Source organism: Streptomyces sp. YS415 (genome assembly GCF_023544665.1).
Classification (GTDB): domain Bacteria; phylum Actinomycetota; class Actinomycetes; order Streptomycetales; family Streptomycetaceae; genus Streptomyces.
In genome coordinates this window covers 194,837-217,650 of sequence record NZ_JAMJFL010000012.1, presented here as the reverse complement: position 1 = coordinate 217,650, position 22,814 = coordinate 194,837, and the positions used below count along the sequence as shown (strand labels likewise).

The window sequence follows — 22,814 nt, the reverse complement described above, 5'->3', positions numbered from 1 at the left end:
CGCGCGGCGGTGTACCTGCCGCAGGATGCGTTCCCGGGTCGGCCTGACCCACCATTCTGCTAATCTTCTCGGCTAGCTGCATTACCGTCAGTCCACCTGTCCAGTACGGCCGTTGCGCTTGAAGTGGCCCGGTCGCACCAAGGCTCCACCCGTCATTGATCGGCGAGTGTCCTGAAGGAACGGTGAGTTGGGCGGTGCGCGCCGCAACCCTGGACGGCCACCCGGCCGGGAGGGCAGGTGGGGGCACGGTGCCGAGTCAGGTCCAAGCCCTCGCTCTCTGCTGACCAAATCGGTGAGCAGGTCGAGAATCTAGGACGACCGCTGTGTCCCACGTACCCGCGTCTGCCGCCGAGCCGCAGGCCCCCCTCTTCACCGAGTCGGACATCGTTGATCACCGACGCATTGGCGCACATCTGCGGCCACCTGCCTCGCAGGCAGTGATCGACAAGAGCGTCGCGGCGTGTATCTCGGCCGGGTTGAGCCTTGAGCTAGCCGAGACGCTGACCGCCGCCGCTGCAGACCAGCAGCAGCTTCGCCGATCCCTGCGCGCGCCAAAGGTGCAGCGTTTCGGCTCCGAGGAGTTCACATACATCGAGTTCGATGTCGTGACTTGGCGCGTCCTGCCGTCGCCGGACAACATCCGGTTCGAGGACGAGCACGCTCGTGGCACGATCGGCATGCCTCGGTTCGGGGCCGTCGAGGGTGAGGCGTTGCTTACCTTCGAGATGGACTCGGCCGAGAAGCTGATCGACGCGATGGCCCCGCGGATCACCGACATGGTGGACAACAACCCGCACGTCGGCTCCATCCTCGACCGCGGTATCGAAACACCGGGATGGCTGAGCGCCCTCCGGGTTACTACGGACGTAGGCGCCGTTACGAGGCTTGAGTCCACGGATGGCTTCGGCCGTATCGTGGCCAGCCACAAAGGTCTCGGCATCACGTTTAAGGACGTTGCGTGGAATCTGCGTCCCCGCAGCCGTCGAGCGACCAACCTGCTCAAAGACCTTGTTGAGTGGGCTGGAAGCGACATGGTCACCGACGAGCAGGCTCGCAAGGTCCGCTGCTCGATCATGCCCAATGCCCGGGTGATCATCGGCTTCTCGGCCCCGCGAGGGTTCGACCGGGCACGTCGGCGTTTCGTGGCGCACTTGCACATGGCGCCCCCCATGAACTTCTCCACCGCTACGACGCTCAACGCCAAGGCAAACGCCGCGGTGGACAACCTCTACGAACGAGGTCTACTCCCCGTCCCCAGTGGGATGACCGCGGAAATGGTGCGCGACATTCTCGATGGCTCGGACCGTGAGCACGGCCTTCTCGCCGACCAGGTCGCCGTCCTGGCCTGCGGCGCACTCAATCCTCATCCGAACAAGCGCCAGGCCCGCGCGGTAAACGAGGCAATCGTCGACCTCACCGGCGCCAAGCCCAAGCTGGAGGAGCGCACTCAGCTGGCCGCTGAGGTCGCCCTGCGGGGCTTTCCTGCGGATAAGCGGCTCACTGCCCTGCGCTCATCGCTCGACCGGGCCTGGCGCTGGTCGGCCCTGCGCGGCGTCGAGCTGACCTGCACCGACCCGCTCGACCTGCTGCCCGAAGCGCTCCGCGAACTCGTACAAGCCGGAGACACCGCCGGCCCGGCCACCGCCGAGCTCGCGACGCTGGCTAGCTACCACTTGGTCGGGGGCCGCACTCAACTGCTGACCCGTTCCGAGTTCGGCGGCCGCGGCAGCAACACCGAGCCTCAGCAGATCATGCGGCAACTGGCCAAGACAGACGTCGGCCTGCGGCAGCTGTGTCAGATCGTTCTCGATGGCCGGGCTGGACGGGACCCCCAGGAGCTGGCCAAGGGCACCATGCCGGAGGACAAGCCCATCGCGGGCGCCGAACCCCTCACCCCCGCGCGGCTCCGTGAGCTCATCGACCTGTCCGACGGGGAAGGCATCACGCACGACAGCCCCGAGGACCGTTTCGCGGCGGCGCTCAAGGAGTTCCAGGGACGCCTTGACGACCTGCACGCCGCCGCCCAGGAGGTCGGCGACGTGACCGGTACGGACGGCGTGGCGCTGGTGGACACGTTGGGGTACGACAACTCCAACGTGCGGAACACGCTTGTCGAGATCACTGACCTCGTCTCGGAATGGCGAGGCGCACGCCGCCGAGCCGACCGGATGCGGGCCGACCTGGACCAGAGCGGTAACGCCCGATGAACCGCTTGACGTGCACGCTCACCCCAGAGAACTACAACACCGCGTGCGATCTTGCTGGATCCGCGCTGCTGCGACGCTTCCCCGTCGCCTCGACGATCCTGCAGATCACAGAGGATGGGGCTTGGAACGAATTCTCGACAGGCGTCTACATCGCCGCCGACTTCGAGAACGTCATCCGCTACACCGGAAGCGCGATCCGCGACGGATCGGTCGGTGACCGCGTCCAGGAACACGTACTGTCTGGACGCGCCGCACAGTGGACGCGCCTGATGGTGGTCCCACTGGTAGCAGACACCGAGGAGGACCTCGTGCGCAGGATCGAAGGTCGGATCGGAGCGGTCCTGCGGCCGCTCGACACCAAGCGGCTCCCCACTCTCGGCAGACCCCGACGGCCTGCCGCCCGCAGGACCGCTCGGTAATAGGACCAGAGGAGACAGGGAAGGCCCCCGCTGTCGTATGGGGGCCTTCAGGCTCAGGCGCCAGCAACTCCTTCGAACGGTTCATCGTCATCCTGCTCGCCGGCCACGTACTTGTCGCAACCACCATCCTGCGCACCGACGTCGACATCACTGCCCGACGGCTTACCGTCCGGCGCGAGAGCGGCCCGCCGAGGAATCACCTGCTCACACCCGACACGTGCGTTTGCCCGCCGGGCACACCGGCCCCTGGCTCCTATTTGCTCGGTTGTGGTCTTTTCGTGAACGACCTGCCAGTGATACCTCTAGTGGGTGCGTCGGCGGGATGCGGCGGCGGCATTCAGGGGGAGATGTTGGATCCGATTCAGGGCCCGCCAGAGGCGGAACGCCGGGCAAGTGGCGCGTCGCTCCTCCTCAACTATCCAACGGCCATGCAGTTTCCGGCCATGCCGTCGCCCGAGCAGATCGTTTTCACCTACCCTCCCGACGAGTTCGAAAAGTTCGTCGAGGAGTGGGTGCCCGCGCTGGACAGCCTGTACGTGCGGGTCGAGCGCCAGGGAGGGGCTGGCGACCACGGCATCGACGTGGCCGCATTCCTCACCCGCCAGGGCCTGGAAGGTCCCTGGCACAACTACCAGTGCAAGCGCTACAAGGGAACGCTGGCCTGGAGCACCGCCGCAGGTGAGATTCGGAAGATGTTCGCGGGCGTGGTCACCGGTCAGTTCATCGTGCCGGAGCAGTACACGTTCGTCGCCCCGTCCATCGGCCCCAGCCTGCAGCAGGCCCTGCAACGCCCGATCAGTACCCGCAAGAACTTCGTGGAGGCGCTGCGCGAAACCACGGACAAGGTCATCACGGACCTGGGCCCACGGTTGAGGCGCGAGGCTGAGGAGTTGGCAGCAGACACGCCGTTCGAGATCTTTCAGACCGTCAACATGAAGAAGATGCTCGAACAGCACAAAACTACCGACTTCTGGGTGAAACGATTCCCGCCGGAGTCGCCGCCCCGCCCGGCCGTCATGGCACCGCCCGAGAAGCCGGAGCCGCGTGAGGCCCGCTACGTACAGCAGCTCGCCCAGGTCTACGCCGAGCGCTGGCCCAGTGAGGCCAGCACCGTTACCCAGATCGCACAGCACCCCACGGCCGGCCCGCACTTGCGCCACCAGCGTGAAGCGTTCTTCAGCGCCGAGTCTCTGCGCCGCTTCGGCGAGGAGGCATACCCTCAAGGTCATTTCGAGGCCATTGTCAAGGACATATACGACGCAGTGGTCGACGTGGCGAGGGATGACCACCCCACGGGGTGGAGGCGCCTCCATGCCGTCACCTCGCAGGCGATCAGTGCCGGGCTGACGCAGACGGTTTTCGCTCAGCACGTGAGACCTCTGGACCGTACCGGGGTATGTCATCACCTGGCGAACGAGAACGAGCTCACGTGGTGTGAGGGAGAAGGGACATGAAACCGCTGAACAGCCCGCTGGAGATCGGCGTGCGGGCACTGGTGTTGCTCTCGGAGAGCCATCCCGATGCTCTGGACCTGGCCCAGCTCGCGCTCTTAGACCATGCCGTGCTGCACAGCGCCGAATTCGACGGACCGCCCAGCCTGCACCCGGATCTGCCAGCTCGCTCGGGAGAGCTCGGCCTGAAACGCACGGTCCTCGAACAGGCACTTCTGGTTCTCATCCGCGCCGGCCTGGCCGAACTCGAAGCTGACGGGACCGGCCTGGTCTACCGGGCCACGGAACGCGGCCCGGCCTTCGTAAACGTCCTCGAAGCCCCGTACGTTCTGCGGCTCCGCGAGCGCGCCGAGTGGGCCGTTCACCAATGGGCCCCGGACATCGATGTACGCGCCACTACCCAGTCCCTGCTAACGACTCCTCCCGGCCCCGTGACCTCTCGCCCGTTCGAGGGCCATCGTGGGTAGTCTCCAGCTGGTCCACCTCACTTACGCTGGCTCGGGCAGGCCATCAGCGCAAATCGTTTTCGGCCCCGAGCTGACCACCATCTATGGTGCCTCCGACACCGGGAAGACCTTCATCGTCAGGTCCGTCGAGTACATGCTCGGCGGTGCCCAGTTGGACATGGTCGACGAAGCCGAGGGATACACCCAGATCCTCCTTGGGCTGCTGCTGCCCGATGGCAGCCCGCTGACTCTCGTCCGGCGCCCCGGCACCAACTCCACGCATCTGCATCGCGAGGACCTCCGTGACCTGGTTCATCGCCCGGCGGACGCCATCGTGAGCTCGGTGCACAACGCCCGCAGCAAGAACAGCCTCTCGATTCACCTGATGCGCGCCATGGGTCTGGACGAGGTCCTCATCCGCAAGAACGAAGCCGGTGGCACCCGCCCCCTGACCCTGACCGATCTGGTGCACCTGTCCGTGGTTACAGAGGACCGCATGATCGCCATGCCCTCCCCGGTCCTACGCACCGGCACCGCCACCACCCGCACCGCGGAGACATCGGTCATGCGGTTCCTCCTAACTGGGGAGGGAGACCCTTCCGTCGACACTGGACCCAACGCGGGACAGCGGCGTGTCAACAGGGGACAGATCAACCTTTTGGACCAGCTCGTGATCGACTTGTACGCGAAGCTTGAGTCGGACGAGTCTGAGCGCGACCTCAGGGACCGCCTGGCGCGGGTCAAAACCGCGATCGACGCGCAAAACATCGCCCTGCGCGCGGCCGACGAAGGTCACCGCGAAGCGGTACGCGAGCGCATGATGCACGCCCGCCGTCTTGCTGGGCTAGATGAGCGGCTGGCCGAGGTCAGCGATCTGCTTGGACGGTTTAGCCTGCTGGAGGACCAGTACCGCTCCGATCTGGAGCGTTTGGTCATGGTCAACGAGGCTGGCAGCATCCTCGGCTACTTCCGCGTCGGAACCTGCGTCTTTTGCGGAGCGGATCCTGAGCACCAGCACCCTGGCCACAGTCAGCAGGAGGCCACTCAACTCCACATTGCGGTGCAGGCGGAGGCCGCGAAGACGACCGCACTGCTCACCGACCTCCTGCCGACCATCTCCGACCTCGCCCGCGAACAGGAAGAGATCACCCGGACCTGGCAGTCCGTCAAGGCCGACCTGGAGGCGCTGGATGAACTCATCGCCGAAGCCGAGGGCCAGCTCGCACCGCTCCGAGAGGGCCTTCAAGAGCTGCTGGACACACGATCTGTGGTCGAGCGGCAGCTGGAACTGCACGCGCGGATCGCGGAACTTGAGGACAAGCGCTCTCGCCTCGACGGGGAGAGAGCGGTGCCCGCTGCCCGGCCTGCGCAGTACATCGCCGCCCGAATCGTCAACGACTTCGACTCGGTCCTCCAACGCACCCTGAGCAGCTGGGAAATACCGGCAGTCGACAACTCCGGGTACGACCAGTACAACGCCGAGATCCGGGCCGGAGGCCGCCCGCGCGCCGGTCGAGGCAAGGGTGTGCGATCCGTGCTGCATTCAGCCTTCACTACCTCCCTGGCCCGCTTCTGCATCGAACGAGACCTCCCCCATCTCGGCTTCGTCGTCCTGGACTCCCCGGTGGTCACCTACCGCCAGCCAGTGAAGAACACCCCACAGGACCCCGACCTGCCCGACGTGCGCATCACATCCACCGTCGTGGACCGCTTCTACGAAGACATGCTCGCCTTCCCCGGCCAGGCTGTGATCATCGAGAACGGCGATCCGCCCCTCGGCGTCCTCTCAGAGGCCACCACCTACAATTTCACCGCCGCCGACGGACGCCCTGGCTTCCTCCCGTGAATGCCGCCGATTCGATGTTCTGCTGGGCCTGCGCTGCAGCAGCGAGGCATCTGTTGCCCTAATAGAACTCAAACGTCTGCGGGTGCAAGTGATAGGTCGCGTGCGAGCCGGCTGGCTGGCCTTTAATGGTGCGCCCATTTGAGAGATGGGTTGACGGTCGCCAGAAAACGGTAACGATATTTTTCCAAGGTTGTCAGGTCTCTTTAGCGGCTCAGCTATTAGGCTTCTTACACGCAAGGTAGGTAACCGACGGTGTATCGGGGCTCGTGTGCAGCGTTAAGAGCCAACGGCACAGCCGTTCATTGCCTTGGTTCGAGTTCCGCCGCGAACAGGACGGCAGCCGCCTTAAGGATTCCGTTAAGGCGGCGCAGGTCAGCGTTCTCTTTCTCAAGCTGACGAACTCGGGCAGTGGCGCCCGCGGTAGTTTCAGCATTTCGACCAGCTTCCGCATCGGCCTTTTTGACCCAGTGCCGTAGAACCTCTGGGTGTACCCCCAGCAATTCCCCGACCTGCCGCACGAGGCCGGAGCGTCCGGGGTTGGTCGGCCTCATCTCAATGACCATCCGGACTGCCCGCTCAATCAATTCTGGCGGGTACTTCCTCGGGGCTGGCATAGCGACGTCCTCTCCAAGAAACCTGGCTTCGTCGGCGGTCGCTTCTAGACTCGACAAGGTCGAAGCACAGCGCCCAGCGCTGATTATGCACAACTGTTCATGGCAGTCAAATGGGCGCAGATGTCAAGTCAAGTTCGTGCCTCGCCTTGATCCGCCAGACCCTCAACTCCACACCTTCGGCATGCATGTGCGTCGGTTGCGTGAGGCTCGTGGACTCACTCTTGAGGAGCTCGCCAGCAGAAGTGGTATGAGCTTCCGGGGAGTGGTCTACATCGAGCACGGACGTCGCAACCCAAGCTTGACCACCTTGATCAAGCTTGCCCGCGGCCTGCAGACCGAGCCGTCCACGCTCCTCGCAGTCTTCGACGGCTAAGACTGGAGCGGTGGTTGAACCGCTCCGGGGCTGATGGAGTTCTCTCCTCCAGCTGCCGGCGGCGGTTCTCGCAGAACAGACGGCTTCATCGCCGGGGCCGGACTGGCACTGGAGCCTCCATAACGCTGTCACCCCGCCCCTTAAACCTCAGCGTCACTGGTGTCTGGCGAGCAGCTGGTTGAAGAACTCGCGGAGCATGTCGGCCGCACCTTCACCACCCAGCTCGTAGCCCCCGAACCGGTACACCTCGTAACCCTTGAGCCGCAGCCTTCGGTCCTCGGCAACCATTTCTGAGTAGAGCTTGGGGGATGCCTTGTCACCCTCGGCGTAGTGCTGCTTACCGTCCACCTCCAGGACGATGCGCACCCCGTTCGGCATGAGGAGCAGGAAGTCCATACGCTCTCGGGAGAGGGCGCTGGAGCGACCACCACGTTGCTTATGAGTGAGCGGGTCATAGTGCAAGTACACCTGCGGGATGAGTGCAGGGAGCGAGCTGGCCTCGTCAGAGGCGTACCGCTCGCAGTAAGTTCTGAACAGCAGCCGTTCCACGGGGTTGTCACCTAGAGACTCGCTCAGCCTCCCGTACAGGTCACGCGCGACCTCAGCATCGCCCGCGGCCGCAAGCCCGCCCTTGTCTCGCCACCAACTGACGAGTGCTCCCCAGGAGAGGCCGGCTCGATCAAGGGGACGGTCGTAGAACAGGCAATACTCACCGTTCTCCGTAACCTCGATGACGTTGTTGATCGAGTCTCTAAGTACTATGCGCGGCTTTGGCCCGGTAGACGCAAAGATCAAGTTCTTGAGCTCACCATCCACACCCTTGATGGATGCTGTCTGTACGCGTTCGTCCTCCATCTCTTCCAGTCTTTCGAGGACGGGCGTAAAAAGGGCGTTCACATAGCCCCGCCGGGCAGCCCATGAGCCACCCATGTCGTTCTCTCCCCAGTACCCTCTAAAACCGGTGAAGTTGCGAAACGGGGGAGCGAAGTCTATGCCAAGACGTTTCAGGAGTGCGCGCAGCGTACGAATGACGGTGCCGCTCTGTTCGTCATCGAGCTTGGCGTCACTGCTTCGAGTTCCGTACTTCTCAAACTCATCGTGTGCAAGTTGGGTTAGCGCATAGGCGGCTTCCAGGTCATCGACGTCGTTGACAGGGCCTAGCCGGAGCTGTTTTACAAGGTCTGACCGAAAAACCTCACTCATCCGCGCTGACTCATTCCATGGGTCTGCTCCATCCCAAAACGCGTTTTCTTCGAGGTCGAAAAAGTCGCTTGGTTGCATGAACCAATCTTACTTAACGTGTCAGGATGTGAACAGAGCGCTATCGCAGAGACAGTTAGGCGCTCGCCTGTCGGTGTCGCTTGGCCTGGCCTGCCGAGACTGTAGGCCCGATCCTGGCTCCCTCTGTGCACCCCGTGCGCAACAGATGCCGCACCGTCGGAAAAGGTGCAAAGCGTGTCAGAGCTGTCTGTTAATCCATTCTCGGGCAAGGTTCAGCTATGGCCAAGGGTTGCTCTTTCATCCTGTAACGCTCACAATCTCCGTCAAAGATCAACGGGAGATAGCTCATGACCGACGAGCGCCAGGTTTCGCGCCGGCAGGCACAGTCGCAGCGCGTTTCTTTCACTGACCCGATCGTGATTGCCAGCACTCCGCAGCGCCGCTTCGAAGTACTGCCGCAGTACATTAAGCGCACGGACGGCGATCAGGTAGCGGCAAAGCTCCTCTATTACAAAAAGCGCGAGGGGCGCATTTTCCGTCTCTTCCCCGTAGAGTTCACTTTGAACCACGAGGAAGTCAAAGAGCTCAAGCGGGTGCTTGAGGAGAGTCTGGCTGTCGCTGAGGGGCGTCAGGATGGTGACTTCCTCGTGCTGCGCCTCGATGGCACCGGTACCGGTCTCTCTGGTCGGGACCCGATAGCTGTTGGCAAGGCCATCGCGCCGCTTGTGGCTGACGAGGATGTGCTGCGTTCCCTGGCAGATACCGAGGATGGAGCGGAGCTCCTCAAGGGTGTGCAGTCCAGTGTGCGTCTGACGGAACTCTCGCTGGCCATCGGTCAGTTGCGTACCAACCTGGACAGCGGCGAGAAGAAGGAACAGACGTACCAGGAGTGGTGTGAGCGCCACGGATGGGTCTTCGGTAACGCGTACACCATGCGTGATGAGGTGCGGACCATCGCATTGGGCGACTCCGTAGACGGCTTGCTGGCGCAGACTGCCAACGGACTGCGAGACATCTTCGAGCTCAAGCGCCCGGACATGCCAGTGATCTCCTACGACAACACGCACAAGTGCTGGTTCTGGAGTCGTGACGTCTCAATGGCGATTGGGCAGTGCCACCGCTACCTCGACGCGCTGCACGAGGCAGCCGCCAGGGGCCTGCGTGATCACCCTGAAGTAGTGGCCTACCATCCCCGTGCCATCTTGATCATTGGTCGCTCTCATGACTGGTCGGAGGACCAAGTCAAGGCTCTGCACGGACTCAACGCACGTCTGCACGGCATCAGCGTCATGACTTACGACCAGCTGCTTGCTCAGGCCGAGCAGCTTTTGAGCACGTTGAGGGGGTAGCGCTGTGAGCAGCGATGCGTTGAAGCGAGAGATGGAACGCGTGGTAGCGGCAACCCGCGCGATGATTGCTGAATATTGTGCATGGGACAGCAAACGAGTCAGCGGCGAAACAGCTTCCAGTATGTATGGCGATATGTTTGAGTTCGTCAACCTACGCATGGAGACGGCCGAGAGTTGCTTGCTCCTCATAGAGAACGACAAGATTGCCGACTCCCTGGGGCTTAGCCGCTCTCTCCTTGAGCACTACCTTCTCTTTCTCTTGATGTGTCGCGGTAACAAGTACTTCCAACTGGCCGACCTTTCGGGTGAGCGTTTGACAGAGGGGCAGTTCAAGGCGCGGCTGCGTGAGGAGCAAGCAGAACTTGCGCGGCTTCAGGACGAAGGAAAGTCAAGCTGTCTTGAGGTCAGGAAGTATCGGCGGGCGAAGCACCGGATCATGTACGTCTACGAAGGTCTGAAGGACCGAGACGACCCGGACTTCATGATTCCTATTCACTTCTTCCAGTTCCAGGAGTTTCGCCCCGAGGTGATGCGACTCAAGGAGGAAAACTACTTCCAGTACTACGAGCCGGAGAATGAGACCAAGCAGGCGATACGAGGTCAGCAAGATGAAGAGGCCTGGCGATACAAGCATTACCTGTCGTACGACGCCTTGCTACAGTGCCTAGAGCTCAATGGCCTGGCTGACCCGGCCGTGCTCTACCGCATTGAGGCTCATTACACGTTCCTCGGTAAGTTCCTGCATCCCACTCATGGCGCAGTTAGAGACCTGCATGAGCGCAGCAACTGGCACAACGGTCAGACTGGGGTTGGCATTGGCCAGCCGTACACAGACGCCGCGAAACTCCTCGCGGCACTCTATGTCTGCTTCTGCGTGGCTGGCCTGCTAGGGGAAGTGGCTGGAGTTGTTGACCGAGCTCCTGCTAAGTACTACACAGATTCCGGAACGGCTGACTTGTGGTCCCTCATTCGGGCAGTCTCCGAGGACTACCCGTACTTCTGGTTTCTCTTCAACGACGCGCCGCTGTATGACCGCTTCCTTTATTGCATCCACCACGCTTCCGAGGCCGACCTCGTAGAGTGGGGCGGCTATGCCGAAGTTCCTCTAGAGCGCGTCCCGTTCAACCAGCACATTTACTCTCACTTCCGTGACGGCTTGAACGGCTGGTCGAATATTCGTTGGGGAAGCTACAACCCCGCTGTTCACTAACCTCGTGCTTTCACGAAGTGGCACAGCGCGATACACGACTCGGCGCAATCTGAAGTAGTGTTCACCGCCTGTCTGCGCTTGGTTGACCCGCTTCTCGAGGAACTGGAAGTTGATCCGAACGGCTACTGGGGCCCATACCTGGTCCTGCACGACAAACTCGTCGACGAACAGGTGCGACAGGAGCGCGTCGCGGCGGAAGCTTTGTTGGTGAAGGCTCGTTCGTTGTTCGAGCAGCGCGTCGGTCACATGTCACCCAAAGAGCGTGACGTGGTTCTGGCTGCAATCACCAGTAAGCCCATGATCACCATGGGCCGAGAAGCACCAGTGGAGTGCCCGGCCTGCGGCTCTCAGGGGTGGATGGCTGGCGAAGTGGAGGCCATCCACATCTACGTTGACGGCCAGGTCGCGGTCGATCCGGAGGAGGTTCTCCTCAGTCCTCAAAGGTTTCACTGCGCAGCGTTCGAACTCGAAGTGGGAACGAAGCTTCTCGTGCACTTGAGTGACCTGCCTCGGGGCGTCTTCTTGGATGCCCACCCTCATGACTACATTGAAGACGAACCGACAGCGGATGAAGTCATCTATAGAGGGCGCTAAGCCCAACCACCCTCATTCGCAGGTTCTGTTTCCCGTATCAATATCCCAATAAGGGAACAGCTCGATTAATCCTTCTCTTTTGAGATTGCAAGTAAGACGGGCGTGGCGCTGTTGCTGGACAGGGTGGCCTACAGAGTTCGACACTTGGGGCCGCCGGCCGAGGTCGGTGGCCCCAAGTCGAGATCGGCTCAGAGCTTGCGCGCAGGGATGGCGTAGGTATTGAAAAGTTGATCTCCGTTCAGGCGGTTTGCCACGAGGTGGGTGGCAACGCTGCCTTCGTCCCGCCACAGACCCAGTCCGTCGGCCAGGGCAACCGTGTACTTGGTTACGGCGGCTTTGAGGGCGTCGAGCTTGTCTGGCGTGATGACGACCATGCCTGGCTCCGGGGTGCCCAGCGAGTCGCAAACGTTGCTGGGGTGGAGCATGACCGGCAAGGGAGTGGCTTCCGGATATTCGCTGCGATCCCACCGGACGCTGCCGCCGAGCTGGTTGAGATCGTGTTTCGAGATGGTGTTCGTGGTGCAGCCCGTTTTGAGTTCTGTGACGGCATGTCGAGTCGGACTGAGAATCCAGAGGTTGTCTGGACCTTCGCCGCCGCTCTCCTTGTCGGGGCGGCTGCTGGCGAACCCGAGGTGTCGTCCTAGCTGTTGCCAGGCGACTTCGGCCTGGTTCGTGCGCTCCTCGTCCCAGGTGACATCCTCCAGCATGGCCTTGACCCCGAGGACGAGCTGGGTTGGATTGTCGTATGTTGCGGCCAGGAATGCGGCTGCTTCTCGGGCTTGAACGGCCCCGGCCTTGGCCTTGGCGGGGGCGATGCCGGAAGCCGGTCGCAACACCGCGTGGTTGAGTCCCGTAGCGTTCACGAGCACCTGCTGAGCCTGGTGCGAGTCGGTGAAGTGAACGTATCCAGCCCGCTGCTCCATCAGCCATCCCCGCAAGGCTGCGTCATCCGTCTGGTTGATCACCTGAACAAAACGTTCAGCCGCGTTGCTGGTCTGGCCGACGACGGCCAGGTCGAATGCCTTCCGACTCGCGATGGCCTCGGGGCGGATTCTCGTGTACTCGGCGTAGCGGACCGTGGCCGTGCGACGCCGGCTCTCCTCAACCCAGGCCGGATCGCGGCTGAGGAAGACGGAGAGAGCCTCCCGAATCGAGTTGATTCCCTCGCCTTTGATCTGGAGAGCCAGTTCCTGGCTGAGCCCAAGTTGGGCCTGGGTCGCATTGGAGAACATCGACAGGCGGTTAGGCTCCGTCGTGGCTCGGGCGAGGTTGGCTCCGAGAAGGAGAACTGCGCAGTGGTCATCCCGATCACGCACGCCTCGCCCCATGCCCTGCTCGATCCTCTGGATCTCACGTGCGGTGACGGTCGGGCTCCCAGTCAGGGCATCCGCTTCGCGGCGGTCGGCGCCGCTCATCGGGGTGGGGACACCGTCGAGGATCAGGAGGCGACAGGCGTCGCCGGGCAGGTCGACCCCGTCGTATTTGTTGATCAAGACCACGAGCCGACCGCGTGTGGACTTGAGGGATTCCACTCCGGCTGCAAGGTCGTTGACTCTGAGTACGGCGTCTGCGAATGGCTTCCACGGCTCCACTGCCGGCCCACTGGGCACGATGACGACGACGTTGATCGGCTCTGAGTCGGGGGCACCGTCGCCGTTCCGGTCGCCGTTGGCAAATTGCCGGGCAAGCCATCTGATGGCCCCAGCGTCGAGGTTCGGGTTGAGCGCCAGCGGAGAAAGGATCAGCCGGTCGCCGAGGTCCGCCGCACTTCCTGGAGTGACGGGTTTGACCAAGAGTTCCGGGTCGGCATCGAGCGAGGTTACGAGCACACTGTCGTCTGCGAGAGTGGCAGTGAGGTAGACGCGGCGGCGGGCCTTCGCGAACGACGGGATCATGTGGATCGGCGGGCATGGCGGACGGATCTCGAAGCCTTGACTGGTCGCGGTCGCGGAACACAGCGGGAGGACGTCCGAGATCAGGGGCCACGCGAACCGGAACTTATCGCTCTTTCCCCGGTGCGGGTGCAACAACTCCATTACCTCCTGGGCCCGGTCCGCCCAGGCCCAGAACGGAACGCGGATGGCCGCCGTGTACTCCGCTGTACTGATGTCTGCCCATGCCTTCGCAGACTGTCGGCGCAAGTCGCCCTCGAACATGTCCAGGAGCGGCTGATAGGCGTCGTGCCCGCGGGCGATGTTGAGCGTGAACTGAGCCTCTGTAGCCGCCAGCGCGGCATGGGCGTCGTCGACGATCACGGCGCCCAGATCCATGGGAGGGTGTGATCCGCCGATCACTCCAAAGCGGGACAGGCCGTTGATGAGGGTGTGGAAAGTGGTGACCAGGATTGCCCGCTCGCCACGGAACTCCATGTCGTCCGGGTCGCTGGCCGTCGCTAGTCCCAGCCGGTGGGCCTCGGCTCGGGCCTGGGACGCCAGGTAGTTGTCGGGCGTGAGATAGACGGCCTTGCCAATGCCCTCGTTCAATGTGCTCTGCGCGATCAGCAGGCCGACGACCGTCTTGCCGCCCCCCGTGTTCTGTTTGATCACGACGTCATGGTTATCCCTGATATCGAACCATGATTCGAGTACCTCACCCTGCTCCTGACGAAGGTACGGGAAGGGCCGGTTCGGCAGTCCGTTAAAGATGTCGCGTGGTCGGATGAGAGGTGCACGGTCGCCCTTGCCCAATCTGCTCAGATCCAGAGGCATGTTCTTCGAGTCCCCTCTCCCGCCGGCCGCGGTCGCCGCCGGTCTCCCATTGTCATCATGCCGTTGTCGGTCACCTCGGTGTACGACGATGAGTGACGCTGTCGGCGCTAGCCGGTCTGGTGGGGGGACGACTTGTCCTCGGTTGGCGCTTCAGCGCCAACCGTTGACATCCTTCGATGAACGGGATCAGCAGTGATCTCCGTAGGGTCCCGTCCGGCCTCCAGCTTCAACACGCTGAACTTGACAGAGAAGACGTGGGGCAGGGCGACGCGGTGGTGCTCGCGGCCGGGCCGGGCACCGGAGTGGTGGTGGACGCCGGACCGGACCCGGAACTCGTCGACCACTGTCTGCGCACGCTCGGCATCACCCGGATTCCGCTGGTCGTGCTCACCCACTTCCACGCCGACCATGTGGCCGGCCTGCCCGGGGTGCTGCGCGGCCGGGCCGTGGGGGCGATCGGGACGACCGGCTGCCAGGAGCCGATGGAGCAGGCGGAGTTCGTGCGCGGACTGGCCGCGGCGCGGGGGATTCCGGTGACCCGGGCGGTGGCAGGGGAGCGGCGGCGGACCGGCCCGCTGTCCTGGGAGGTGCTGTGGCCGCCGCCGGCCCTGGTGCCGGGCACGGAAGGGCCGAACGATGCCAGTGTCACCCTGCTCGCGGAGGTGGCGGGGGTGCGGTTCCTGCTGCTGGGGGACCTCGAACCGCCGGCCCAGCGGGCCCTGTTGCGCTCGCCGGCGGGCGGGCTGCTGGGCGGGGTGGATGTGCTGAAGGTGGCCCATCACGGTTCGGCGTACCAGGACCCGGACCTGATGCGCAGGGCGGCTCCGCGGGTGGCGCTGATCTCTGCAGGCCGAGGCAATTCGTACGGGCACCCGGCGCCCGGCACGGTCGCGGCGCTGCGGGCGCAGGGGGCGGTGGTGCTGCGGACGGACCGGGACGGGGCGCTGGCGGTGGCCGGTGCGGGCGGGGAGTTGCGGGTGGCGGGAGACTGAGGGCATGAATTCCGCAGAAGTTGATGCCTATCTGAGCCGACTCGGGGTGGCCCACCCGGCGTGGCCGACCGTGGATGTCCTGCGCGAGCTGCACCTGAGCCATCTGCGGACGGTGCCGTTCGAGAACCTGTCGATCCACCTCGGCGAGGAGATCGTGCTGGAGGAGAAGCGGCTGCTGGACAAGCTGGTGGGCGCGCGGCGGGGAGGGTTCTGTTACGAACTGAACGGCGCCTTCGGTGCGTTGCTCGCGGCGCTCGGGTACGAGGTGACGTTGCTGGCGGCGCGGGTCTACAGCCGGGAGGGGCGGCTGGGGATCCCTTACGACCATCTCGCGCTGCGGGTACGGACCGTGGACGGGGGCGAGTGGCTGGCCGACGTCGGGTTCGGGGCGCACAGCCACTTTCCGCTGGCGCTGGAGGCGCGGAGTGAGCAGGAGGATCCCGCGGGGGTGTTCCGGATCGTGGAGGCGGGGCCGGACGAGGCCGGGGTGCGGGGCGGCCACCGGCTGCCGGAGGCGGCGGACCTGGACGTCGTGATGAACGGCAGGCCGGAGTACCGGCTGGAGACGCGGCCGCGGGTGCTCGGTGACTTCGTCACCGGAGCGTGGTGGCACAGCACCTCGCCGGCCTCGCACTTCACGCAGTCGCTGGTCTGTTCGCGGGTGACGGAGGACGGGGGGCGGATCACGCTGAGCGGGCGCACGTTCAAGACGACGGGCGCGGACGGGGCCCAGCAGGAGCGGTACCTCGCCACGGACGAGGAGGTGCTGGCGACGTACCGGGAGCGGTTCGGGGTCGAGCTGGAGCGGGTGCCTGCGGTACGGAAGGGGTGAGGGCGGCGGGGGCGGGCGTGGCTGGAGAATGGCTGCGTGAGTGATGTGAGACATGTGCTGGTGCTGCCCGACCGGGACGCGGCCGAGGAGGTCGCGGAGGCGCTCCGGGAGCGGTTCGGGGTGACCGAGGAGCCCCGGCTGGTGCGGGACGCGTTGGCCGGGGAGGACGACGCGGAGGACGCGCAGTGGCTGGTGCTGCTGCGGGACGAGGACGCGGCGCTTGATCCCGCGGAGCTGGACGAGTTCGCGGGGGAGTGGGAGGGGTGGCGGGAGGAGCCGTAGCCGGGGGCGGTGCTCACGCCCTCCTCGCGAGGGCCTCGCCCCATGCCGCCCCACCCCTCCCCGCCTCGTCGCCCCCACACCCCGTCCCCCACTGTCAGTGACCCGTGCCATCCTTGACCCGATGGCCAGGAAAACTGCTGACGACGATCCGCTTGCCCCCCTGACTCTTGCCGTGGGGCAGGAGGATCTGCTGCTCGACCGGGCCGTGCAGGAGGTCGTGCGGGCGGCCAAGGCCGCTGACGCCGACACCGATGTGCGGGACCTGAACCCGGAGCAGCTGCAGCCGGGCACCCTCGCCGAGCTGACCAGTCCGTCGCTCTTCGCCGAGCGCAAGGTCGTCGTGGTGCGCAACTCCCAGGACCTGTCCGCCGACACCGTCAAGGACGTGAAGTCCTATCTCGGGGCGCCGGCCGAGGAGATCACCCTGGTGCTGCTGCACGCCGGCGGCGTCAAGGGCAAGGGGCTGCTCGACGCGGCCCGCAAGGCGGGCGCCCGGGAGGTCGCCTGCCCCAAGATGACCAAGCCCGCCGACCGGCTGGCCTTCGTGCGGCAGGAGTTCCGGGCCACCGGCCGCTCCGCCACCCCCGAGGCCTGCCAGGCGCTGGTCGACTCCATCGGGAGCGATCTGCGGGAGCTGGCGTCCGCCGTGTCGCAGCTGGTCGCCGATGTCGAGGGGACCATCGACGAGGCCGTGGTCGGGCGGTACTACACCGGCCGGGCCGAGGCATCCAGCTTCACCGTCGCCGACCGTGCCGTCGAGGGACGGGCCGCCGAGGCGCTGGAGGCGCTGCGCTGGTCGCTGGCCACCGGAGTGGCGCCCGTTCTGATCACCAGCGCGCTCGCGCAGGGCGTCCGGGCCATCGGCAAGCTCTCCTCCGCCCGGGGCGGCCGTCCCGCCGATCTCGCCCGTGAGCTGGGCATGCCGCCCTGGAAGATCGACCGGGTGCGCCAGCAGATGCGCGGCTGGACCCCCGACGGCGTCGCCGTGGCGCTGCGGGCCGTCGCCGAGGCCGACGCCGGGGTCAAGGGCGGCGGGGACGACCCCGAGTACGCCCTGGAGAAGGCGGTCGTCATCATCGCGCGGGCGGCGCGGTCCCGGGGGCGGGGCTAGGCGGAAGAGAGGAGAATCGGGCGTATCAGCCGTATTTCGCCGGATTGGGGAAAGGTGGCGACCACCATGGCTGAACACCCGCACGCGACTCTCGTCCGCAAGGGCTACGAAGCCTTCCAGCGCGGAGACATGGACACCTTGCGTTCCATGATGACCGGGGACTGCACCCATCATGTGCCCGGTTCCCACCCGCTCGCGGGGGACTACAAGGGCATCGACTCGATCCTCGACGGGTACTACGGCCGGCTCCACTCGGAGACGGGCGGGTCGTTCCGGGTCGAGCTGCGCGACGTACTCGTCGACGGTCGCGGGCACGCCATGTCCGTGCATCGCTTCACCGCGGACCGGCAGGGCAAGCACATCGACGAGAGCGGCGGCATCGTCTTCAGGATCGTCGGTGACAAGATGACCGACCTCGACGAATGCGTCGCGGACATGGACAAGGCCGACGACTTCTGGACGTGACCCCCCGGTACACGCCGAAGGCCCCGGCCTCCGCCCTGGGGAAGGGCGGGGCGCCGGGGCCCTCGTGTGAAGCTGCTGAGCTCGCACCCGCGTGGCGAACGCAGGCCGCGTGCGAGCTCGGGATGCCGGACGGGAGCGGATAGAGAGGGCCCGCTCTGGGTCCTTCCGGCGGTCAGATCAGAGAGATTCAGCCCTTGAGGGAAGCGACCTTCGAAGCAAGCGCCGACTTCTTGTTGGCGGCCTGGTTCTTGTGGATGACGCCCTTCGAGACAGCCTTGTCGAGCTGACGCGCGGCAGCGCGCTGGTACTCGGTGGCCTTCTCGGCGTCACCCGCGGCAGCGGCCTCACGGGCCTTGCGGATCGCGGTCTTCAGGGAGGACTTGACGGCCTTGTTGCGCAGCCGCGCCTTCTCGTTGGTCTTGATCCGCTTGATCTGGGACTTGATGTTCGCCACGAATGAGCCTCTACAGGTTCTGGCACGGGGCCGCACGAGAGCCGCACGGAATCCGTACCGGGTGATTTTCCTTGGGGTGTGCCTCGCGCTGAGAGGGCATGAGACACAGCTACCCAGACTACCAGTGGCCCAGCATGCGGCCCAAACCGGTCTCCGGTCGCCGCCCGTGGGACCATGGAGCCTACGTATAGACCCGATCGTTCCGACCCGAGACCGCAGACGGCTGCGGACACCTCAAGAATCAGGACCCTGCGTGCCCGCGATCCCTAGCCATGTGCCCGAACCGAGCCGAACCGACCCGGCTCTGATCCGCAATTTCTGCATCATCGCGCACATCGACCACGGCAAGTCCACGCTCGCCGACCGGATGCTCCAGCTGACCGGTGTGGTCGAGCAACGGCAGATGCGCGCTCAGTACCTCGACCGCATGGACATCGAGCGCGAGCGCGGTATCACCATCAAGTCCCAGGCCGTGCGTCTGCCCTGGGCGCCCACCACGGACAAGGGCAACACGCACATCCTCAACATGATCGACACCCCGGGGCACGTCGACTTCACCTACGAGGTCTCCCGGTCGCTCGCCGCGTGCGAGGGCACCGTCCTCCTCGTCGACGCCGCCCAGGGCATCGAGGCCCAGACCCTCGCCAACCTCTACCTGGCGATGGAGAACGACCTCAAGATCATCCCCGTCCTGAACAAGATCGACCTGCCGGCCGCCCAGCCGGAGAAGTTCTCCGAGGAGCTCGCCAACCTCATCGGCTGCGACCCCGAGGACGTTCTCAAGGTCTCCGCCAAGACGGGTGTCGGTGTCGACGCGCTGCTCGACCGGGTGGTCCGCGAGGTCCCGGCGCCGGTCGGCGTCAAGGACGCCCCCGCCCGCGCGATGATCTTCGACTCGGTCTACGACTCCTACCGCGGTGTCGTGACGTACGTCCGTGTCATCGACGGCCAGCTCAGCAAGCGCGAGCGCATCAAGATGATGTCGACCGGCGCCACCCACGAGCTGCTGGAGATCGGCACCAACTCGCCGGAGATGCTCGGCGCCGACGGTCTCGGCGTCGGCGAGGTGGGCTATCTGATCACCGGTGTGAAGGACGTCCGCCAGTCCAAGGTCGGCGACACCGTCACCAGCCAGAGCAAGGGCGCCACCGAGGCCCTCGGCGGCTACAAGGACCCGAAGCCGATGGTCTTCTCCGGTCTGTATCCGCTGGACGGCTCCGACTACCCCGAGCTGCGCGAGGCCCTGGACAAGCTCCAGCTCAACGACGCCGCGCTCGTCTACGAGCCGGAGACCTCCGCCGCCCTCGGCTTCGGCTTCCGCGTCGGCTTCCTCGGCCTGCTCCACCTGGACGTGATCCGGGAGCGGCTCGAGCGCGAGTTCGGGCTCGACCTGATCGCGACCGCGCCGAACGTGGTCTACCGGGTGGTGATGGAGGACGGCACCGAGCACATCGTCACCAATCCGAGCGAGTTCCCCGAGGGCAAGATCAACGAGGTGTACGAGCCGGTCGTACGCGCCACGATCCTCGCCCCGACCGAGTTCATCGGCTCGATCATGGAGCTGTGCCAGACCCGGCGCGGCACCCTGCTCGGCATGGACTACCTCTCCGAGGACCGGGTCGAGATCCGCTACACCCTGCCGCTCGCCGAGATCGTCTTCGACTTCTTCGACCAGCTGAAGTCGAAGACGCGCGGGTACGCCTCCCTGGACTACGAGCCCACCGGTGAGCAGACCTCCAGCCTGGTCAAGGTCGACATCCTGCTGCACGGCGACAAGGTGGACGCCTTCTCCGCGATCACCCACAAGGACGCGGCGTACGCCTACGGCGTGCGGCTCGTGGCCAAGCTGCGCGAGCTGATCCCGCGGCAGGCCTTCGAGGTGCCCATCCAGGCCGCCATCGGCTCCCGGGTCATCGCCCGCGAGACCATCCGCGCCATCCGCAAGGACGTCCTCGCCAAGTGCTACGGCGGTGACATCTCCCGTAAGCGGAAGCTGCTGGAGAAGCAGAAGGAGGGCAAGAAGCGGATGAAGATGGTGGGTTCCGTGGAAGTTCCGCAGGAGGCCTTCATCGCCGTACTGAGCAGTGATGAGAGCGCGGGGTCGGGCAAGGGCAAGAAGTAACCGCCGGTTACCCGTGCAAAACAGGCATCGAGGGGCCCGTCGTACGAAAGTGCGGCGGGCCCCGGCGCATGTGAGGGGTAGGTCTCTGTAGGAAGTGACAGGGCGCGGGCCCTTACGCCCCGGCCGGTCGCGCCTTACTCTGATCCCTGCTCGATAGTTACTCGCGAGTTAAACAACGGCACGCGAGTAGAACCAGCCGCATTCTGAGCCAGCCGCGTCGTCGCGGGCCCCGGAGGATGTCGTGAGCGACACACAGACTTTGATCGAGAACCGTCCGCCGAGCGTGGCGGCCCTCTTCCTGGAGCGCGTGGCGGCCACGCCGGACGCCGAGGCCTATCGCTATCCCGTGCCGAACGCGGCCGGGGAGGGCCCGGACGACTGGAAGTCGCTGAACTGGGGCCAGGCCGCCGAGCGGGTCTACGCGATCGCCGCCGGTCTCATCGAGCTGGGGGTGCAGCCGGAGCAGCGGGTCGCCCTCGCCTCCTCGACCCGCATCGAGTGGATCCTCGCCGACCTCGGCATCATGTGCGCCGGCGCCGCCACGACCACGGTCTACCCGCAGACCAACGCGGAGGAGTCGGCGTACATCCTCGCGGACTCCGACAGCCGGGTGCTGATCGCCGAGGACGCGGCCCAGCTCGCCAAGGCCGTCGAGAAGCGCGCCGAGCTGCCCGACCTCACGCATGTCGTGGTGATCGACCCGGCCGGCGTCGAGACCGCCGACTGGATCCTGACCCTGGACGAGCTGGAGAAGCGCGGCGCCGCCCGGCTGGAGAAGGACGCCGACCTGGTCAAGGAGCGGGTCGGCGCGATCACCAAGGACCAGCTCGCCACCCTCATCTACACCTCCGGCACCACCGGGCGCCCCAAGGGTGTGCGCCTGCCGCACGACAACTGGTCGTACATGGCCAAGGCCATCGCCGCGACCGGGCTCCTCGGCCAGGACGACGTGCAGTACCTGTGGCTGCCGCTCGCCCACGTCTTCGGCAAGGTGCTCACCTCCGGCCAGCTCGAGATCGGCCATGTCACCGCCGTCGACGGCCGCGTCGACAAGATCATCGAGAACCTGCCGGTCGTCCAGCCGACGTACATGGCGGCCGTGCCGCGCATCTTCGAGAAGGTCTACAACGGCGTCGCCGCCAAGGCCCGCGCGGGCGGCGGGGCCAAGTACAAGATCTTCCTGTGGGCGGCCGAGGTGGCCCGCGAGTACGCCAAGGTCAGCCAGGACAACTTCCGGCGCACCGGCATCGCCTCCGTCCCCTTCGGCCTCCGTACGAAGCACAAGGTCGCCGACGCCCTCGTCTACTCCAAGCTGCGGGACGCCTTCGGCGGCCGGCTGCGGGCCTGTGTCTCCGGCTCGGTCGCGCTGGCCCCGGAGATCGGCTACTTCTTCGCCGGCGCCGGCATCCACATCCTGGAGGGCTACGGCCTGACCGAGTCCTCCGCGGCCTCCTTCGTGAACCCGGGCGAGGCGTACCGCACCGGCACGGTCGGCAAGCCGCTGCCCGGCTGCGAGGTCCGGATCGCCGACGACGGCGAGATCCTCCTGCGCGGGCCCGGCATCATGGAGGGCTACCACGGCCTGCCCGAGAAGACCGCAGAGGTGCTGGAGCCGGACGGCTGGTTCCACACCGGCGACATCGGCGAGCTGTCGCCCGACGGCTACCTGCGGATCACCGACCGCAAGAAGGACCTGTTCAAGACGTCCGGCGGCAAGTACATCGCGCCGACCGAGATCGAGGGCTCCTTCAAGTCGGTCTGCCCCTACGTCTCCAACATCCTGGTGCACGGCGCCGACCGGAACTTCTGCACCGCGCTCATCGCCCTGGACGAGCTGGCCCTCATGGGCTGGGCCAAGGAGAACGGGATGGAGGGCAAGTCGTACGCGGAGGTCGTCGCGGCGCCGGAGACGGTGGCGATGGTCGAGGGGTACGTCAAGCAGCTCAACGAGAACCTGCAGCGGTGGCAGACCATCAAGAAGTTCCGGCTGCTGCCCCGCGACCTCGATGTGGAGCACGGGGAGATCACCCCGAGCCTGAAGCTGAAGCGGCCGGTCGTGGAGCGGGAGTACAAGCACCTCATCGAGGAGATGTACGAGGGCACGCGCGAGGCGTAGCG

The 22,814-nt window shown here is 65.2% G+C and carries 19 protein-coding genes and 1 pseudogene; 16 read left to right on the top strand and 4 right to left on the bottom strand.

What is annotated here, in order from left to right; genetic code table 11:
- Positions 1–323: 323 nt before the first annotated feature.
- The 5 genes from M8H82_RS18030 (at position 324) to M8H82_RS18010 (ending at position 6,369) form a co-directional block, all read left to right on the top strand.
- On the top strand, positions 324–2,207 hold the full coding sequence (locus M8H82_RS18030) for a hypothetical protein (RefSeq protein ID WP_250075200.1): 1,884 nt from the start codon (positions 324–326) through the stop codon (positions 2,205–2,207).
- Complete coding sequence (locus M8H82_RS18025; RefSeq protein WP_250075198.1) at positions 2,204–2,626, top strand: hypothetical protein; 423 nt, start codon at positions 2,204–2,206, stop codon at positions 2,624–2,626. Before M8H82_RS18030 ends, M8H82_RS18025 begins: the two co-directional genes overlap by 4 nt.
- 278 nt (positions 2,627–2,904) lie before the next feature.
- Complete coding sequence (locus M8H82_RS18020; protein WP_250075197.1) at positions 2,905–4,080, top strand: ABC-three component system protein; 1,176 nt, start codon at positions 2,905–2,907, stop codon at positions 4,078–4,080.
- Positions 4,077–4,544, top strand: a complete 468-nt coding sequence (locus M8H82_RS18015) for an ABC-three component system middle component 2 (protein ID WP_250075194.1) — start codon at positions 4,077–4,079, stop codon at positions 4,542–4,544. Before M8H82_RS18020 ends, M8H82_RS18015 begins: the two co-directional genes overlap by 4 nt.
- Positions 4,537–6,369 carry a hypothetical protein gene (locus M8H82_RS18010; RefSeq protein WP_250075192.1) on the top strand — a complete coding sequence of 611 codons (1,833 nt, stop codon included), beginning with the start codon at positions 4,537–4,539 and terminating at the stop codon, positions 6,367–6,369. Before M8H82_RS18015 ends, M8H82_RS18010 begins: the two co-directional genes overlap by 8 nt.
- 299 nt (positions 6,370–6,668) lie before the next feature.
- Here M8H82_RS18010 and M8H82_RS36785 read toward each other — a convergent pair whose 3' ends face one another.
- Complete coding sequence (locus M8H82_RS36785) at positions 6,669–6,983, bottom strand: transposase (RefSeq protein WP_374211671.1); 315 nt, start codon at positions 6,981–6,983, stop codon at positions 6,669–6,671.
- Here M8H82_RS36785 and M8H82_RS36625 point away from each other — a divergent pair.
- Positions 6,925–7,356, top strand: coding sequence for a helix-turn-helix transcriptional regulator (locus M8H82_RS36625; protein ID WP_308293261.1), 432 nt, complete (start codon positions 6,925–6,927; stop codon positions 7,354–7,356). The genes M8H82_RS36785 and M8H82_RS36625 overlap by 59 nt on opposite strands.
- 153 nt (positions 7,357–7,509) lie before the next feature.
- Here the strand turns inward: M8H82_RS36625 and M8H82_RS18000 are convergent, their stop codons facing one another.
- Positions 7,510–8,637, bottom strand: a complete 1,128-nt coding sequence (locus M8H82_RS18000) for a hypothetical protein (RefSeq protein ID WP_250075188.1) — start codon at positions 8,635–8,637, stop codon at positions 7,510–7,512.
- A gap of 287 nt (positions 8,638–8,924) precedes the next feature.
- Here M8H82_RS18000 and M8H82_RS17995 point away from each other — a divergent pair, with 287 nt between their 5' ends.
- Genes M8H82_RS17995 through M8H82_RS17985 form a run of 3 tightly spaced genes read left to right on the top strand, consistent with a single transcriptional unit; the run spans position 8,925 to position 11,730 of the window.
- Positions 8,925–9,926 carry a Shedu anti-phage system protein SduA domain-containing protein gene (locus M8H82_RS17995; protein WP_250075186.1) on the top strand — a complete coding sequence of 334 codons (1,002 nt, stop codon included), beginning with the start codon at positions 8,925–8,927 and terminating at the stop codon, positions 9,924–9,926.
- Positions 9,927–9,930: 4 nt separating this feature from the next.
- Entirely contained in the window at positions 9,931–11,136 is a 1,206-nt protein-coding gene (locus M8H82_RS17990; protein ID WP_250075185.1) for a hypothetical protein, read from the top strand.
- A gap of 57 nt (positions 11,137–11,193) precedes the next feature.
- Positions 11,194–11,730: a hypothetical protein gene (locus M8H82_RS17985; RefSeq protein ID WP_250075180.1), complete on the top strand. Its 537-nt coding sequence runs from the start codon at positions 11,194–11,196 to the stop codon at positions 11,728–11,730.
- A gap of 188 nt (positions 11,731–11,918) precedes the next feature.
- Here M8H82_RS17985 and M8H82_RS17980 read toward each other — a convergent pair whose 3' ends face one another.
- Positions 11,919–14,438 (bottom strand): DEAD/DEAH box helicase family protein, encoded by a 2,520-nt coding sequence (locus tag M8H82_RS17980; protein WP_250075178.1) that lies wholly within the window; start codon positions 14,436–14,438, stop codon positions 11,919–11,921.
- A 251-nt stretch (positions 14,439–14,689) separates the two neighbouring features.
- Between M8H82_RS17980 and M8H82_RS17975 the strand changes: the two are divergent.
- The 5 genes and pseudogenes from M8H82_RS17975 to M8H82_RS17955 all read left to right on the top strand — a co-directional run.
- Positions 14,690–15,430 (top strand): annotated as a pseudogene (locus tag M8H82_RS17975) (ComEC/Rec2 family competence protein); the annotation flags it as partial.
- A gap of 4 nt (positions 15,431–15,434) precedes the next feature.
- Positions 15,435–16,262, top strand: a complete 828-nt coding sequence (locus tag M8H82_RS17970; RefSeq protein ID WP_250075176.1) for an arylamine N-acetyltransferase — start codon at positions 15,435–15,437, stop codon at positions 16,260–16,262.
- Positions 16,263–16,298: 36 nt separating this feature from the next.
- Complete coding sequence (locus M8H82_RS17965; protein ID WP_250075174.1) at positions 16,299–16,544, top strand: hypothetical protein; 246 nt, start codon at positions 16,299–16,301, stop codon at positions 16,542–16,544.
- Between the two features lie 121 nt (positions 16,545–16,665).
- A complete protein-coding gene (gene holA, locus M8H82_RS17960; RefSeq protein WP_250075172.1) occupies positions 16,666–17,655 on the top strand; it encodes a DNA polymerase III subunit delta in 990 nt (329 codons plus the stop codon).
- Between the two features lie 66 nt (positions 17,656–17,721).
- Positions 17,722–18,120 (top strand): nuclear transport factor 2 family protein, encoded by a 399-nt coding sequence (locus tag M8H82_RS17955; protein ID WP_250075170.1) that lies wholly within the window; start codon positions 17,722–17,724, stop codon positions 18,118–18,120.
- Between the two features lie 187 nt (positions 18,121–18,307).
- Here the strand turns inward: M8H82_RS17955 and rpsT are convergent, their stop codons facing one another.
- Complete coding sequence (rpsT, locus tag M8H82_RS17950) at positions 18,308–18,574, bottom strand: 30S ribosomal protein S20 (RefSeq protein ID WP_030042978.1); 267 nt, start codon at positions 18,572–18,574, stop codon at positions 18,308–18,310.
- 253 nt (positions 18,575–18,827) lie between these two features.
- Here rpsT and lepA point away from each other — a divergent pair, with 253 nt between their 5' ends.
- A complete protein-coding gene (gene lepA / locus M8H82_RS17945) occupies positions 18,828–20,696 on the top strand; it encodes a translation elongation factor 4 (protein ID WP_250075168.1) in 1,869 nt (622 codons plus the stop codon).
- A 241-nt stretch (positions 20,697–20,937) separates the two neighbouring features.
- Positions 20,938–22,812, top strand: coding sequence for an AMP-dependent synthetase/ligase (locus tag M8H82_RS17940; protein ID WP_250075166.1), 1,875 nt, complete (start codon positions 20,938–20,940; stop codon positions 22,810–22,812).
- Positions 22,813–22,814 lie beyond the last annotated feature (2 nt).

Coding starts and splice junctions, on each gene's coding strand:
- M8H82_RS17980 (WP_250075178.1), bottom strand. CDS start 14,438: ATGCCTCTGGATCTGAGCAGATTGGGCAAGGGCGACCGTGCACCTCTC.
- M8H82_RS18025 (WP_250075198.1), top strand. CDS start 2,204: ATGAACCGCTTGACGTGCACGCTCACCCCAGAGAACTACAACACCGCG.
- M8H82_RS18000 (WP_250075188.1), bottom strand. CDS start 8,637: ATGCAACCAAGCGACTTTTTCGACCTCGAAGAAAACGCGTTTTGGGAT.
- M8H82_RS36785 (WP_374211671.1), bottom strand. CDS start 6,983: ATGCCAGCCCCGAGGAAGTACCCGCCAGAATTGATTGAGCGGGCAGTC.
- M8H82_RS36625 (WP_308293261.1), top strand. CDS start 6,925: ATGACCATCCGGACTGCCCGCTCAATCAATTCTGGCGGGTACTTCCTC.
- M8H82_RS17970 (WP_250075176.1), top strand. CDS start 15,435: ATGAATTCCGCAGAAGTTGATGCCTATCTGAGCCGACTCGGGGTGGCC.
- M8H82_RS18015 (WP_250075194.1), top strand. CDS start 4,077: ATGAAACCGCTGAACAGCCCGCTGGAGATCGGCGTGCGGGCACTGGTG.
- holA (WP_250075172.1), top strand. CDS start 16,666: ATGGCCAGGAAAACTGCTGACGACGATCCGCTTGCCCCCCTGACTCTT.
- M8H82_RS17955 (WP_250075170.1), top strand. CDS start 17,722: ATGGCTGAACACCCGCACGCGACTCTCGTCCGCAAGGGCTACGAAGCC.
- M8H82_RS17995 (WP_250075186.1), top strand. CDS start 8,925: ATGACCGACGAGCGCCAGGTTTCGCGCCGGCAGGCACAGTCGCAGCGC.